This window comes from Cellulomonas sp. KU4C (assembly GCF_056868065.1).
In genome coordinates this window covers 907,241-919,785 of record NZ_CP200322.1, presented here as the reverse complement: position 1 = coordinate 919,785, position 12,545 = coordinate 907,241, and the positions used below count along the sequence as shown (strand labels likewise).

14 protein-coding genes are annotated in these 12,545 nt (G+C 74.6%); 4 read left to right on the top strand and 10 right to left on the bottom strand.

All coding sequences use genetic code 11. The annotated features are described in order from the left end of the window. Positions 1–4: 4 nt before the first annotated feature. From AC1VL8_RS04345 to AC1VL8_RS04335, 3 genes are all read right to left on the bottom strand, one after another. Positions 5–1,039 carry a S41 family peptidase gene (locus tag AC1VL8_RS04345; protein ID WP_483074283.1) on the bottom strand — a complete coding sequence of 345 codons (1,035 nt, stop codon included), beginning with the start codon at positions 1,037–1,039 and terminating at the stop codon, positions 5–7. A gap of 76 nt (positions 1,040–1,115) precedes the next feature. Then, positions 1,116–1,664, bottom strand: a complete 549-nt coding sequence (locus tag AC1VL8_RS04340; RefSeq protein ID WP_483074282.1) for a hypothetical protein — start codon at positions 1,662–1,664, stop codon at positions 1,116–1,118. Next, positions 1,661–2,020: a PadR family transcriptional regulator gene (locus AC1VL8_RS04335; protein ID WP_483074281.1), complete on the bottom strand. Its 360-nt coding sequence runs from the start codon at positions 2,018–2,020 to the stop codon at positions 1,661–1,663. Before AC1VL8_RS04335 ends, AC1VL8_RS04340 begins: the two co-directional genes overlap by 4 nt. Positions 2,021–2,253: 233 nt before the next feature. On the opposite strand from AC1VL8_RS04335, the gene AC1VL8_RS04330 reads away from it, so the two are divergent. Then, entirely contained in the window at positions 2,254–3,177 is a 924-nt protein-coding gene (locus AC1VL8_RS04330) for a pseudouridine synthase (protein ID WP_483074280.1), read from the top strand. A gap of 91 nt (positions 3,178–3,268) precedes the next feature. Continuing rightward, the gene (locus AC1VL8_RS04325; protein WP_483074279.1) at positions 3,269–3,784 is read left to right on the top strand and encodes a hypothetical protein; all 516 of its coding nucleotides are present in this window, start codon (positions 3,269–3,271) and stop codon (positions 3,782–3,784) included. 59 nt (positions 3,785–3,843) lie between these two features. On the opposite strand, the gene AC1VL8_RS04320 is transcribed toward AC1VL8_RS04325, so the two are convergent. The 4 genes from AC1VL8_RS04320 to AC1VL8_RS04305 all read right to left on the bottom strand — a co-directional run bounded on the left by AC1VL8_RS04320 (position 3,844) and on the right by AC1VL8_RS04305 (position 7,151). Beyond that, positions 3,844–4,329 carry an ATP-binding protein gene (locus AC1VL8_RS04320; RefSeq protein WP_389234194.1) on the bottom strand — a complete coding sequence of 162 codons (486 nt, stop codon included), beginning with the start codon at positions 4,327–4,329 and terminating at the stop codon, positions 3,844–3,846. Between the two features lie 107 nt (positions 4,330–4,436). Further along, positions 4,437–4,922, bottom strand: coding sequence for a GNAT family N-acetyltransferase (locus AC1VL8_RS04315; RefSeq protein ID WP_483074278.1), 486 nt, complete (start codon positions 4,920–4,922; stop codon positions 4,437–4,439). A 37-nt stretch (positions 4,923–4,959) separates the two neighbouring features. Continuing rightward, positions 4,960–5,781: a polyphosphate kinase 2 gene (gene ppk2, locus AC1VL8_RS04310; protein WP_483074277.1), complete on the bottom strand. Its 822-nt coding sequence runs from the start codon at positions 5,779–5,781 to the stop codon at positions 4,960–4,962. Further along, positions 5,778–7,151, bottom strand: a complete 1,374-nt coding sequence (locus tag AC1VL8_RS04305; protein WP_483074276.1) for an APC family permease — start codon at positions 7,149–7,151, stop codon at positions 5,778–5,780. Before AC1VL8_RS04305 ends, ppk2 begins: the two co-directional genes overlap by 4 nt. A gap of 136 nt (positions 7,152–7,287) precedes the next feature. Between AC1VL8_RS04305 and AC1VL8_RS04300 the strand changes: the two genes are divergently transcribed. Beyond that, complete coding sequence (locus AC1VL8_RS04300) at positions 7,288–7,611, top strand: YtxH domain-containing protein (protein WP_483074275.1); 324 nt, start codon at positions 7,288–7,290, stop codon at positions 7,609–7,611. Between the two features lie 67 nt (positions 7,612–7,678). Here the strand turns inward: AC1VL8_RS04300 and AC1VL8_RS04295 are convergent, their stop codons facing one another. Beyond that, positions 7,679–9,076, bottom strand: coding sequence for a GntT/GntP/DsdX family permease (locus AC1VL8_RS04295; protein ID WP_483074274.1), 1,398 nt, complete (start codon positions 9,074–9,076; stop codon positions 7,679–7,681). After that, complete coding sequence (locus tag AC1VL8_RS04290; RefSeq protein WP_483074273.1) at positions 9,076–9,639, bottom strand: gluconokinase; 564 nt, start codon at positions 9,637–9,639, stop codon at positions 9,076–9,078. The genes AC1VL8_RS04295 and AC1VL8_RS04290 overlap by 1 nt, the downstream gene beginning before the upstream one ends. 240 nt (positions 9,640–9,879) lie before the next feature. On the opposite strand from AC1VL8_RS04290, the gene AC1VL8_RS04285 reads away from it, so the two are divergent. Then, on the top strand, positions 9,880–10,572 hold the full coding sequence (locus AC1VL8_RS04285) for a FadR/GntR family transcriptional regulator (RefSeq protein ID WP_483074272.1): 693 nt from the start codon (positions 9,880–9,882) through the stop codon (positions 10,570–10,572). Positions 10,573–10,669: 97 nt separating this feature from the next. Here the strand turns inward: AC1VL8_RS04285 and AC1VL8_RS04280 are convergent, their stop codons facing one another. Beyond that, complete coding sequence (locus AC1VL8_RS04280) at positions 10,670–12,442, bottom strand: pyruvate dehydrogenase (RefSeq protein WP_389234170.1); 1,773 nt, start codon at positions 12,440–12,442, stop codon at positions 10,670–10,672. Positions 12,443–12,545 lie beyond the last annotated feature (103 nt).

Below are 12,545 nucleotides of genomic sequence, written 5' to 3'. Positions count from 1 at the left end.
CCCGTCACCCCGCGGCGCACCCCTGCTCCGCGAGCCACGCGCGCCCGGCGGCCTCGGCGTCGGGGCCGGCGGTCGGGTGGGCGGCCGGGAGCGGGACCTCGTCGAGGACGACGCCGTCGCGGTCGACGTAGACGCTCTCGGTCACGACGAGCTCGGCGCCGTCGTACAGCCGGTAGGGCGTGTTCGCGGAGGTGTAGCCCGCGCTGGGCGCCCCGAACGTCGCGACGTGGTCGAGCCCGCGGAACGCGGTGAGCACGACCTCCCCGCTCGAGGCGGTGCGCTCGTCCTGGAGGACGGCGACGGCGCCGGAGACCCCGGGGGTCGCCCGGACGCGGGTCGTGGTCCGGCCGTTCAGGCCCGCGCCGTCCTCCTGGACCGTGACCTGGGCGGTCGTCCGGCCGTGCCGGTCGCTGAAGAAGAGCGCGGGCCCTTCCGGCAGCAGCGCGGAGACGCCGGACAGCATCGGGTACATGGTGCCGCCCGTGTTCCCGCGCAGGTCGACGACCCAGCCGCAGGTCGCCGGGGCGGCGGCCGCGATCCCGTCGGCGAGGGTGTCGGCGTACCGCTGCTGCGTCCGGGGGGAGCCGCCGGCCAGCTCGGGGAGGACCAGCGTGGTGACGCCGCCGGTGGTGGTGACGGTCGGGCCGGGCGCCTCGTCGGCGGCGGTCTGCGTCGCCGCGGCCTCGTCGGGGGTGAGGAAGGCCGAGTGCGGTCCGCCCGCGACCCGCACGGCCTCCGCGAGCACGGCGTGCAGGTCGGCGACGTCGTCGGCCTGGGCGGCGGCGGCGCGGACGGCCTCCTGCGCCGCCTCCCACGCGGGGCCGTCCGCCGCGTAGCCGCCGGACATCAGGTCGAGCGCGACGTCGGCGTACCGCTGCGGGCCCGGCGGCACCAGGTACACGCCGAACCGCGGTCCGTAGCGCCCGACCCCCCAGACGGCGGCGCCGGCGACCACCAGGACCACCGCGGCGGCGGCGGTCCAGGCGCGCCGGCGGCGCCGGGAGCGGGCGGACGAGGGGCGGGTGCGGGGGTGGCTCACGGGCCACGACGCTACGGAGACGCAGGTCGGTGACGCGTCAGCCTCCGGTCGGACCGCCCCGGTCCGGGCGTCGTGCTCAGGCCCGAGCGTCGCCGGTCGCGGGTCGGACCGCGGGACGCCGGCGCGCGGGCCGGACCCGCCAGACCCGGGCGCCGAGCAGGAACGGCACGGTGAACGCGAGGACGTGCAGCAGCAACCAGCCCCAGGACGGGCGCAGCGTCGACATCAGCCCGTCGGGGCCGGCCTCGAACGTGATGCGGGCGCCGACCACCTCGCGGTGCGCGGTCAGGGTGTCGGTCCCGGCGAGACCGGCGAGCGCGTCCAGGGTGCCGAACGCGTAGGCCATCTGCGTGTAGAGCACGAACGCGAGGACGATCCCGCCCCAGACCGCGCCCGCCGTCCAGCGCGGCGCCGGGCCGTCGAGCTCGGCGAGGTGGCCGTCGGCGAGCGCGCGGGGGCTGCCGAGGTCGGCGATCGCGCGGGCCATCCCGATCTCGGCGGCGGTGGTGTCGAGCTCGCGGCGCAGCTCGCGGGTGAGGTGCCGGGACTGCGGGTGGTCCTGCACGGCCCAGGAGAACCGGGTGATCGTGAGGTCGCGATGCAGGCGGTCGCGCAGGGAGGTCATCGGGTCTCCTCGTGGTGGGGGGTGCGGGCGGCGGACAGCACCGTGCGGACCGTGCGGTCGAGGGCGTCCCAGGCGGCGGACGCGGCGGTCAGCTCGTCGGCGCCGTCGTCGGTCGGCCGGTAGTACTTGCGGGCGGGTCCGGAGGTGGACGGGACGAGCCGCGAGCGGATCTGCCCGTCGCGCTCGAGGCGGTTGAGCACCGGGTACACGGTCCCGGTGGTGAGGTCGGTGAGACCGGCGTCGTGGAGGCGGTTCACGAGCTGGTAGCCGTAGGACTCCTGCTCGGTGAGCGCCGCGAGGACGAGCATCGGCAGGACGCCCTTGAGGAGCTGGCTGTCGCGGACGGGTGGGGCCATGGCTCCACGGTAGCGCCCACTACCTGGTATCGCCAACTAGTGCCGTGGGCCTCGGTGCGGCGATGCCGAGACAGGACCTCCGCGTCGAGACAGGGCCCCCGAGCGCCCTGTCTCGACGCGCCGGTCCTGTCTCGGCGCTGCAGGAGGGGACGCGACGGGAGGGGACGCGACGGGAGGGGGCGCTGCGGGAGGGGGCGCGGCCGGCGTCCGGGAGGCGACCGTACGATCGCCCCGTGCCTCCCCGTTCACCGCTCCCGCCGCGCCACGGGCTGGGGGCCGCGTGGGTCCGGACGCCCGACCGCGACCGCGCGCACCCGGTGACGTGGTCGACGATGGGCGCGTGGCTGCGGGATCGCCTGCCCGAGCACGTCGACGTGCCGGCGATGCTGGCGGCAGGGCGGTTCGTCGCGGAGGACGGCCGCGCGCTCCGGGAGGACGACCCGTACCTGCCGCACCTGTTCGTGTTCTTCCACCGCGACCTCCGCGAGGAGCCGGAGGTCCCCGGCGAGGTCCACGTGGTGCACCGGGACGAGCGCCTGGTGGTCGTCGACAAGCCGCCGTTCCTGTCGACGATCCCGCGCGGGCGGCACGTGCGGCAGAGCGTCGTCGTGCGGATGCGCGAGGAGCTGGGCCTGCCCGAGCTGTCGCCGCTGCACCGCCTGGACCGGGTGACGTCCGGCCTGCTGCTGCTCGCGACCGAGGCCCGCTGGCGCGCGCCGTACCAGACGGCGTTCGAGCGGCGCGCGGTCGAGAAGACCTACCGGGCGCTCGCGCCGCTGCGCCCGGACCTGGAGCTGCCGGTCGTGGTGCGGGACCACATCCGCAAGGAGCGGGGCTCGTGGCAGGCGGAGGTCGTGCCGGGGGCGCCGGTGAACGCCGAGACCCGGGTCGAGCTGGTCGAGGAGGTCGACGGGCTCGGGGTCTACCGGCTGTCGCCCCGCACGGGCCGCACGCACCAGCTCCGGCTGCACCTGCTGGGGCTCGGCATCCCGATCGTCGGCGACCCGCTGTACCCCGAGGTCCGGGACGTCGAGGTCGACGACTTCCGGCACCCGCTCCAGCTGCTGGCCGCCGAGGTGGCGTTCACGGACCCGGTCGACGGGCAGCCGCGTCGGTTCCGGTCCGTCCGCGCCCTGCCGCTGACCGGTTCCGCCTGACGGCGCACGACCTCCACCCGGAGGCGGATGCCCGCGCCCGGGGGCCGGGCTAGCGTGGCACGGACCCACCAGCCGACCAGGAGGGACCGTCATGCCGACGACCCCGCCGGCCTCCCGCGTGCTCGTCGCCGCGGTGACCGGGGCCGCCACCACCGCCTACTACGCCACCCCCGACCTGATCCGGTCGCGCACCGCGCGCGGCTGGGCCAAGGCCGGGTGCGCCGCCGTCGTGGCCGCCGCCGCCGTGCCGGACCTGCGCAAGGCCCGGGCGGACGCCTCGGCCCGGCGCGTCCGCCGCGAGCAGGAGGCCCGACGGGCGACCGGCACCGCCGAGCCGCCGGAGGAGCCGGTCGGGCTGCGCGACGCGCTGGGCGGCATGTCCCCCCGCGCCCGCGTCGTCGTCGGTGCCACCGCGGCCGCGCTGGTCGCCGGGTCCGTCGCCATGACCGTCGCCGGGGAGCGCTGGATCTTCCGCCGCGGCGAGGTGCGCCGCGCGGCGGGCCGGTCGTGGCCGCACACCCGGGCCGCGGTGGTCTGGGGGCTGGTGTCCGCGGGCATGCTGCTCGTGCCCGACCCGCCCGAGGAGCAGGACACGACCGGCGCCTGACGTCCGGTCACGCCGGGGTCGTCGGGCCCCGGCGGAGGTCCCCGGCCCCGGCGGGGTCGTCAGGTCCCGGCGGGCCGGCCCTGGGCGGGGAAGACCGCCCAGACGTGCTTCGTCTGCTCGTCGGTGTACCAGCCGACGTCCTGCGACAGCCGGCGGGCGATCAGCAGGCCGAACCCGCCCGCGCCGACCGCGCGCTCGCCGGCGATCATCGGGACCGACTCGAGGTCGCTGTCGCAGACGTCGAGCAGATAGTCCCGCCCGTCCGTCCCGAGGGACAGGACGGTCGGGGGCAGGCCGTGGTCGAGGGCGTTCGTGGCGAGCTCGGAGGCCACCAGGACCATGTTCTCCGGCACGCGGCCGAGCTCGAGCTGCGGGGTGGCGTGCGGTGCCGTGACCTCGGCCAGCAGCTCGCGGCGGACCCGGGCCAGGTCGGTCACCGTGTCCAGCTCCCACCGGCGGACCGTCGTGAACCGCTGCGGGGGTCGCGACGACTCCAGACCGCTGTCGGTCTGCGGGCGCGGGCCCGTGGGGTCGTCCTGAGCCACGTCATCTCCTGGGTCTCGAAGGAAGGGCCGACCTGACGGTAGGTCGGGGTGCGTCGGGACGCCAGCCGACGCGATCGCCGTCGGGCGTCGCCGGGCGTCCTCGTGCGTCAGCGGGCCGTCAGGTCCAGCGTCATGAAGGTCGAGTGCGGGCTCGGCAGGTACTCCGCGAACGGCCCGCACGCCACGAACCCGGCGCGCGCGTACAGCGCACGGGCCGCCGCGAACCCGTCCTCCGGGCCGGTCTCGAGGCTGACCCGGGCGTACCCGCGGTCGACCGCCAGGTCCACCAGGTGGGCGAGCAGCGAGCCGGCGACCCCGCGGCGCCGGGCGGCCGCGGCGGTGTGCATCGACTTCAGCTCGCCCTGCCCGGGCGCGATCTCCGCCAGCGCGCCGACGCCCAGCAGCGTCCCGTCGGCGTCGCGCGCGCTGACGAACGTGATGTGCGGCGCGGTCAGCGCGTCGACGTCGAGCGCGTGCACGTCCTCCGGCGGGCTCTGCTCGTGCATGAGCTCGAGGTGCCGGGTCAGCAGCGCCAGCACGTCGGGCGCGCGCGGGTCGTCGGGGGCGATCGTGGGCGGGGCGGTCGTCGTCATCGCCCAGGACGGTACCCCCGGTGCCCGGACCCGTCGCTCAGGCGTCCGCCTCCGGGTCGCCGAGCAGCTGGGCGGCGTGGTCCGGGACGGAGGTGAACAGCTCGCGCGGCGGGCGCCGGTAGTCGTCGGCGGCCGGTGGCCGGTCGGGCAGGTGCACGGGCTCGTGCGGGACGGGCCGGTACGGGATCGTCGACAGCAGGTGCGCGATCATGTTGAGCCGCGCGTTCCGCTTGATGTCGGACTCCACGACGAACCACGGGCTCGCCGGGGTGTCGGTGTGCGCGAACATCTCGTCCTTCGCCCGGGAGTAGTCCTCCCACCGGGCGATCGACTCCAGGTCCATCGGGCTCAGCTTCCACCGCCGCACCGGGTCGTCCAGCCGGGAGCGGAACCGCTTGAGCTGGACCTCGTCGGACACCGAGAACCAGTACTTGCGCAGCAGGATGCCGTCGTCGATGAGCATCTGCTCGAAGCCGGGCGCCTGGTCGAGGAACCGCTCCTGCTCGGCGGGCGTCGAGAACCCCATCACCTTCTCGACCCCGGCGCGGTTGTACCAGGACCGGTCGAACAGCACGATCTCCCCGGCGGCGGGCAGGTGCGCGACGTACCGCTGGAAGTACCACTGGGTGCGCTCGCGGTCCGTGGGCGCGGGCAGCGCGGCGATCCTCGCGACGCGGGGGCTGAGGTACTCGGTGATCCGCTTGATCGTGCCGCCCTTGCCGGCGGCGTCGCGGCCCTCGAACACCACGACCACCCGGGACCCGGTGGCCCGCACCCACTCCTGGAGCGTCACGAGCTCGGACTGCAGGCGGAACAGCTCGGCCTCGTACACGCCCTTGGGTACCTTGCGCGTCGTCATGACGGGACCGTACGCCCGCGCGCGACCCGGTTCACCAGGTACAGCACGACGCCGATGGCCAGCAGCACGCCGGCCCGCGCGTACACGCCCGGGTCCCGCCCGGTCAGCGGGGACGCGAGCACGAGCGAGACCACGGCGCCGAGCACCGGGGCCCACGTCGGCGCGCGGAACGACCGCGCCGAGTCGCCCTCGGGCCGCTCGGCCTCGTCGTCCTCGACCGGTCGGCGGCGCAGCACGAGGACCGCGACGTTGACCACCGCGAACACCAGCAGCAGGAGCAGCACCGTGGTGTCCGCGAGGTCGCCCAGGTCGCCGGTCGCAGTCAGCGTCAGGGCCAGCACCACCGTGAACGCGATCGCGGTGACCGGCGTGCGGCGGCGGGCGTGCACCCGGCCGAGGAACGCCGGGACGATGCCCTCGCGCGACATCCCGTAGACCAGCCGCGACGCCATCATCATGTTGATCAGCGCGGTGTTCATCACCGCGAGCAGCGCGATCAGCGCGAACAGCCACGGCGGGAACGCCAGGCCCGCGACCTTGACCACCTCGAGCAGCGGGCCGGTCGAGTCCGCGAGCACGTCGGTCTCCACCAGCATCGACGACGTGAAGGCGACGGCCAGGTAGATCAGCCCGGCGACGAGCAGGCCGCCGAACAGGGCCCGGGGGAAGTCCCGCCGCGGGTGCCGGGCCTCCTCCGCCAGGTTCACCGAGTCCTCGAAGCCGAGCAGCGCGTAGAACGCCAGCGCGGTCCCGCCGAGCACGCCCATCCACGCCGGCCCGGCGGTCTCCAGCTGCAGCGCGCGCCCCGGGTCGCCGTCGCCCTGCAGCAGCGCCCACGCGCCGATGCCGATGATGACGAGCAGCCCGCTGGCCTCGACGAGCGTGAGGACGACGTTGACCCGCACCGACTCGGACACCCCGAGCACGTTGACCAGCGTGATGAGCCCGAGGAACACCCAGGCGGCGACGACCACGGGCACCCCGAACGGCAGCAGCTCCGCGAGGTAGTCCCCGCCGAACGCCCGGGCGGCCGCCGACGCGCTGGTGATGCCGGACATCATCACGGCGAACGCCACCAGGAACGTCAGGAACGGCCGCTGGAACGCCCGGTTCGCGTACAGGGCGGCGCCGGCCGCCTGCGGGTACCGGGCCACGAGCTCGGCGTACGCGGTCGCGGTCAGCGCCGCGAGCCCGAACGCGAGCAGGAACGGCAGCCAGATCGCCCCGCCGACCTCCGCGGCGACCGTCCCGGTGAGGGCGTAGATGCCCGCGCCGAGGATGTCGCCGACCACGAACAGCAGCAGCACGGTCCGACCGATCGTCCGCTTCAGCGCGGGCTGCTGGTCGGACTCCTGCACGGCCTCGGCCATCGGACCACCCCCTCCGGCGCCCACTGTGGCCCTGTCGGGACGACCGCGCGCGGGGAACGCCCGCTCACCGGGCACGGCCCGTGGCCCGCGCCTACTGTCGGACGGACCACCAGGCACCGACAACCGGAGGTCACGCATGAAGGGCAAGCTCGCATTCGTCCTCGGCGCGGGGGTGGGCTACGTGCTCGGCACCCGCGCAGGTCGCGCGCAGTTCGAGAAGATCAAGGGCTGGGCGTCCGACGCCTGGCACGACCCGCGCGTGCAGTCGCGGGTGGACGACCTGGAGTCGACGGCCGCGCAGTTCGCCAAGGACCAGGGCGTCGCGCTGAAGGACAAGGCGGTGGACGCGGTGAAGAGCGCCGTGTCCCGTTCCGGCGACGACGAGCCGGCCACGCCGGCCCCGTCGGCCCAGGGCGCTCCGGCGCCGACGACGCCGGTCACGCCGCCGCCGGCGGGCTGACGCCAGGGACGCAGCAGGGCCCCGCCGGACGAACCGGCGGGGCCCTGCTGTCGCGTGCGGGGGACCGCTAGATCACGAGGCTGAGCAGCAGCACCACGATCAGCGCGGTCACCGACAGCACGCACTCCATGAGCGACCAGGTCTTGAACGTCTGGCCGACGGTCATCTTGAAGTACTCCTTGACCAGCCAGAACCCGGCGTCGTTCACGTGGCTGAGGAACACCGAGCCGGCGCCGATCGCCAGCACCATGAGCGCGACGTGGGTGGCCGGCAGACCCTCGGCGAGCGGGGCGACGATGCCGGCGGCGGTCACCGTCGCGACGGTCGCGGAGCCCGTGGCGACGCGGATCAGGACCGCGACCAGCCAGGCGGCGAGCAGCGGGGAGATCGGGGCGTCCGCGAGGCCCTTGGCGATCACGTCGCCGACACCGGAGTCCACCAGCGTCTGCTTGAAACCGCCGCCCGCGCCGACGATCAGCAGGATGCTGGCGATCGGGGCGAACGAGGAGTCCACGAGCTTGCTGACCTGGCTGCGGGTGCGGCCCTGGGCGGTGCCGAGCAGCACCAGCGCGACCAGCGACGTGATGAGCAGCGCGACCAGCGGGGTGCCGATGAAGTCGAGCACCTGGCCGGCGCCGGAGTCCTGGAACCCGATGGTCTCGGCCAGCGTGCGGGCCAGCATGAGGACGACGGGCAGCAGCACGACGGTGATCGCCACGGCGAAGGACGGCTTGGTGGCGTCGTCGTCGCGGTCGGCCCCGCCGATGATCTCGGTCGGCGGCTCCAGCGGGACCCAGCGGGCCATCGGCTTGGCGAGCAGCGGGCCCGCGATGGCGACGGTCGGGATGGACACCAGCAGGCCGAGGCCGAGCGTGAGGCCCAGGTTGGCGCCGAGGGCGTCGATGGCGATCAGCGGTCCGGGGTGCGGGGGCACCAGGCCGTGCAGCGCGGACAGGCCGGCCAGGGCGGGGATGCCGACCGCGATCATCGACAGCTTGGACCGCCGGGCGACCAGCATGACGACGGGGATCAGCAGGACGACGCCGACCTCGAAGAACAGCGGGATGCCGATGATGAACGCGGCGAACGCCATCGCCCACGGCAGGCGCTTCGCGGGGGTCTTCGCGAGCACGGTGTCGACGATCTGGTCGGCCCCGCCGGAGTCGATCAGCATCTTGCCGATGATCGCGCCGAGCGCGATGAGGATGCCGACGCCGGCGACGGTCGATCCGAGGCCGTCGGTGAAGCTGCTGAACGCGTCGACGTAGGACAGACCGGCGGCGACCGCGAGCACGCCCGCGCCGAGCATCAGCGACAGGAACGGGTGCAGCTTGACCCAGACGATCAGCGCGACGATCACGGCGATGCCGATGACGGCGGCGACGATCAGGCGGGTGTCGGACACCGCGGGGGCGGCGTCGTCGGCGGCGGCGAGCAGCGCGCCGGCCGTGGGGAGCAGGGACATCAGGACTCCTGGGCGGGGGTCGAGGGCGCCGGCGTCGTCGCGCGGGCCGTGGTGACGTCGATGCCGAGCTCGCGCAGCGCGGCGTCGGCGACGGAGTGCGGGGAGACCTCGACGGGGACGACGACGCCGTCCTCAGCGTCGGTCAGCCGCTCGAGCGTCTGGAACTGCGAGGGCAGCAGCGACGTCGGCATGAAGTGCCCGGCGCGGCCGGACATGCGGTCGCCGATGGACTCGATCGTCCCGTCGAGGTGCACGAACCGGACCCGGCCCTCGGCCTCGCGGAGCACGTCGCGGTAGACGACGCGCAGCGCGGAGCAGGTGACGATCGTCGACCGGCCGGCGCGGGACTGCTCGGTCAGCCAGTCGCGCATCGCGCGCAGCCAGGGCCAGCGGTCCTCGTCGGTCAGCGGCGTGCCGGCCGACATCTTGTCGATGTTGCTCTGCGGGTGGAACTCGTCGGCCTCGGCGTACGGCCAGTTCAGGCGTTCGGCGAGGATCTGGGCGGTCGTGGTCTTCCCCGACCCCGAGACCCCCATCACCACCAGGTGCTGGACCTCCGGCATCGCTGCCCCTCCTTGACGTCGTTGTCCGGGCGGCGAGCGTCCGGGCCACCCCGGATCGCCCCGAGGTGACGGACACTCTGGCACAAAGGTGCGATCTTTAAAAGCCAAAGGTCGCACCTAACGCGTCGTCGCTGGTCGTGGCGGCCGTGCCGCCGTCGCCACGCCTGTGTGCGACCCTGGCACGGCCCTCCGGGGGCCGCGCGTCGAGGGGACGCACCGCCGGGGGCAGAGGGAGTGGGCGTGGCCGTCGAGGTGCTGCACAACGGGCTGCTCGAGGTGATCGGCGCCGAGATCACCTCCGGCGTCCTCGCCGAGGGGTCGGTGCTCACGCTGGAGCAGCTGCAGCAGCGGTTCGGCGTCTCCCGGACCGTCGCGCGCGAGACCATGCGGATGCTCGAGCACCTCGGCCTCGTCACCTCGCGCCGCCGCGTCGGCCTGGTCGTGCGCCCCGCCGCCGACTGGGTCGTGTTCGACGCCCGCGTCATCCGCTGGCGGCTCGCCGGCCCCGGGCGCCTCGGGCAGCTGAGGTCGCTCACCGAACTGCGCGCCGCCGTCGAGCCCGTCGCCGCCGCGGCCGCCGCCCGGCACGCCGACGCCGCCGAGGTCGACCGGCTGCTCGCCCTCGTCGCGCAGATGCGCGCGCACGGGGAGGCCGGCCGGCTCGACGAGTTCCTGGCCTGCGACGTCGAGTTCCACGCGCTGCTGCTGCGCGCCGGCCGCAACGAGATGTTCGCCGCGCTGACCGACGTGGTCGCCGAGGTGCTGGCCGGACGCACCCGTCACGGCCTGATGCCGAGCCGCCCCCGCGCCGAGGCGCTCGACGCCCACGAGGCCGTGGCCGACGCGGTCCGGCGCCGCGACCCCGACGGCGCCGAGCGCGCGATGACGACGATCACGGCGGAGATCCGCGCCGCCCTCGGCGACCTGCACTGACGCCGAGACAGGACCGCGGCGCCGAGAAAGGGCGTCCGGCGGCCCTGTCTCGCGGCGGAGGTCCTGTCTCGGCGGGGCGGTGGGTCGGGCGCGTCGGTCAGGGGCGCGGGATGTTGCGGAGGTTGCTGCGGGCCATCGCCATGACCTCGCCCATGCCGCCGCCGAGGATCTCCTTGCTCATCGCCGCCGTGAAGCCGCTGACCTGCGCCCGCGTGATCTTCGGGGGCAGCGACAGCGCGCGCGGGTCGGTCACCAGGTCGATCAGCGCGGGGCCGTCGTGGCTGAACGCCTCGCGCAGCGCCGTGCGGATCTGCGTGGGGTCCTCGACGCGGACCGACGGGATGCCGACCGCGCGCGCCACCGCCGCGTAGTCGATCGACGGGGAGTCCGTGCCGTAGCTCGGCAGCCCGTCGACCAGCATCTCCAGGCGGACCATCCCGAGCGTCGCGTTGTCGAACAGGACGATCTTCACCGGCAGGTCGTAGTGGACCAGCGTGATGAGCTCGCCCAGCAGCATCGACAGGCCGCCGTCGCCCGCGATCGCGACGACGTGCTTCTGCGGGGCACCGGTCTCCCGGGCCGCGAACGCCGCGCCGATGGCGTGCGGGACCGCGTTCGCCATCGACCCGTGCAGGAACGACCCGATCACCCGGCGGCGGCCGTTCGGGGTCAGGTAGCGCGCCGCCCAGACGTTGCCCATGCCCGTGTCGACCGTGAACACGGCGTCGTCGGCGGCCTCCTCGTCGAGCAGCACCGCGGCGTACTCGGGGTGGATCGGCGTGTGGTGCTCGACGTCCTTCGTGTACGCGCCGACGACGCCCGACATGGCCTTCTCGTGCTTCTTGACCATCGAGTCCAGGAACCGCCGGGACTTCTTGCGCGTGACCAGCGGCAGCAGCGCGCGCACGGTCTCGCCGACGTCGCCGACCACGGCCAGGTCGGTCCGGGTGCGGCGCCCGAGGTGGGTGGGGTCGATGTCGACCTGCGCGGTGCGCACCCCCGAGGGCAGGAACTGGTCGTAGGGGAAGTCGGTGCCGAGCAGGACCAGCAGGTCGGCCTCGTCCATCGCGGACTGCAGCGCGCCGTACCCGAGCAGGCCGGTCATGCCGACGTCGAACGGGTTGTCGTACTGGATGAACTCCTTGCCGCGCAGGCTGTGGCCCACGGGCGCGGCGATCGCGTCGGCGAGCGCGAGGACGTCGTCGTGCGCGCCGCGGACACCGGCGCCGGCGAGGATCGTGACCTTCTTCGCGGCGTCGATCGCGTCGGCGAGCGCGGTGACGTCCGAGGTCGCCGGGATGACGCGGGGCCGGCTCGGCCGGGTCAGGGTGTCGGTGCCGGCGGCGGGCGCCTCGAGGTCGGCGACGTCGCCCGGGATGGTCAGCACGGCGACGCCGGGGGCGCCGTAGGCGTGGTGGATCGCGCTGCGGATGACCCGGGGGGCCTGCTCGGCGGACGAGATCATCTCGGAGTACACCGAGCACTCGAGGAACAGCCGGTCGGGGTGCGTCTCCTGGAAGAACTGCGTGCCGATCTGGGCGCTCGGGATGTGCGAGGCGATGGCGAGCACGGGGACCCGGTTGCGGTTCGCGTCGTACAGGCCGTTGATGAGGTGCAGGTTGCCGGGGCCGCAGGAGCCCGCGCAGACGGCGAGGTTGCCGGTGATCTCGGCCTCGGCGGCGGCGGCGAACGCGGCGGCCTCCTCGTGGCGGACGTGCACCCACTCGATGTCGGCGCCCGCGGCCCGCGCCCGGCGGATCGCGTCGACGACCGGGTTCAGGCTGTCCCCGACGATCCCGTAGATGTGTCGTGCCCCGGCGGCGATCACCTGGGCGACGAGCTGGTCGGCCACCGTGCTGCTGCGTGCCATGCCGTGCTCCTCACGTCGATCCTCGGGTCCATATTCATCCCATGAATCGCGACCGGCCACCGGTGGGCGGTGTCTCGTCGGTCACGCGGGACGGGCCCCGGTC

What these genes read in the sequence shown, in the direction of transcription:
- AC1VL8_RS04340 (WP_483074282.1), bottom strand. Translation starts at nt 1,664, where the DNA reads ATGACCTCCCTGCGCGACCGCCTGCATCGCGACCTCACGATCACCCGG.
- AC1VL8_RS04335 (WP_483074281.1), bottom strand. Translation starts at nt 2,020, where the DNA reads ATGGCCCCACCCGTCCGCGACAGCCAGCTCCTCAAGGGCGTCCTGCCG.
- AC1VL8_RS04325 (WP_483074279.1), top strand. Translation starts at nt 3,269, where the DNA reads ATGCCGACGACCCCGCCGGCCTCCCGCGTGCTCGTCGCCGCGGTGACC.
- AC1VL8_RS04315 (WP_483074278.1), bottom strand. Translation starts at nt 4,922, where the DNA reads ATGACGACGACCGCCCCGCCCACGATCGCCCCCGACGACCCGCGCGCG.
- ppk2 (WP_483074277.1), bottom strand. Translation starts at nt 5,781, where the DNA reads ATGACGACGCGCAAGGTACCCAAGGGCGTGTACGAGGCCGAGCTGTTC.
- AC1VL8_RS04305 (WP_483074276.1), bottom strand. Translation starts at nt 7,151, where the DNA reads ATGGCCGAGGCCGTGCAGGAGTCCGACCAGCAGCCCGCGCTGAAGCGG.
- AC1VL8_RS04300 (WP_483074275.1), top strand. Translation starts at nt 7,288, where the DNA reads ATGAAGGGCAAGCTCGCATTCGTCCTCGGCGCGGGGGTGGGCTACGTG.
- AC1VL8_RS04295 (WP_483074274.1), bottom strand. Translation starts at nt 9,076, where the DNA reads ATGTCCCTGCTCCCCACGGCCGGCGCGCTGCTCGCCGCCGCCGACGAC.
- AC1VL8_RS04290 (WP_483074273.1), bottom strand. Translation starts at nt 9,639, where the DNA reads ATGCCGGAGGTCCAGCACCTGGTGGTGATGGGGGTCTCGGGGTCGGGG.
- AC1VL8_RS04280 (WP_389234170.1), bottom strand. Translation starts at nt 12,442, where the DNA reads ATGGCACGCAGCAGCACGGTGGCCGACCAGCTCGTCGCCCAGGTGATC.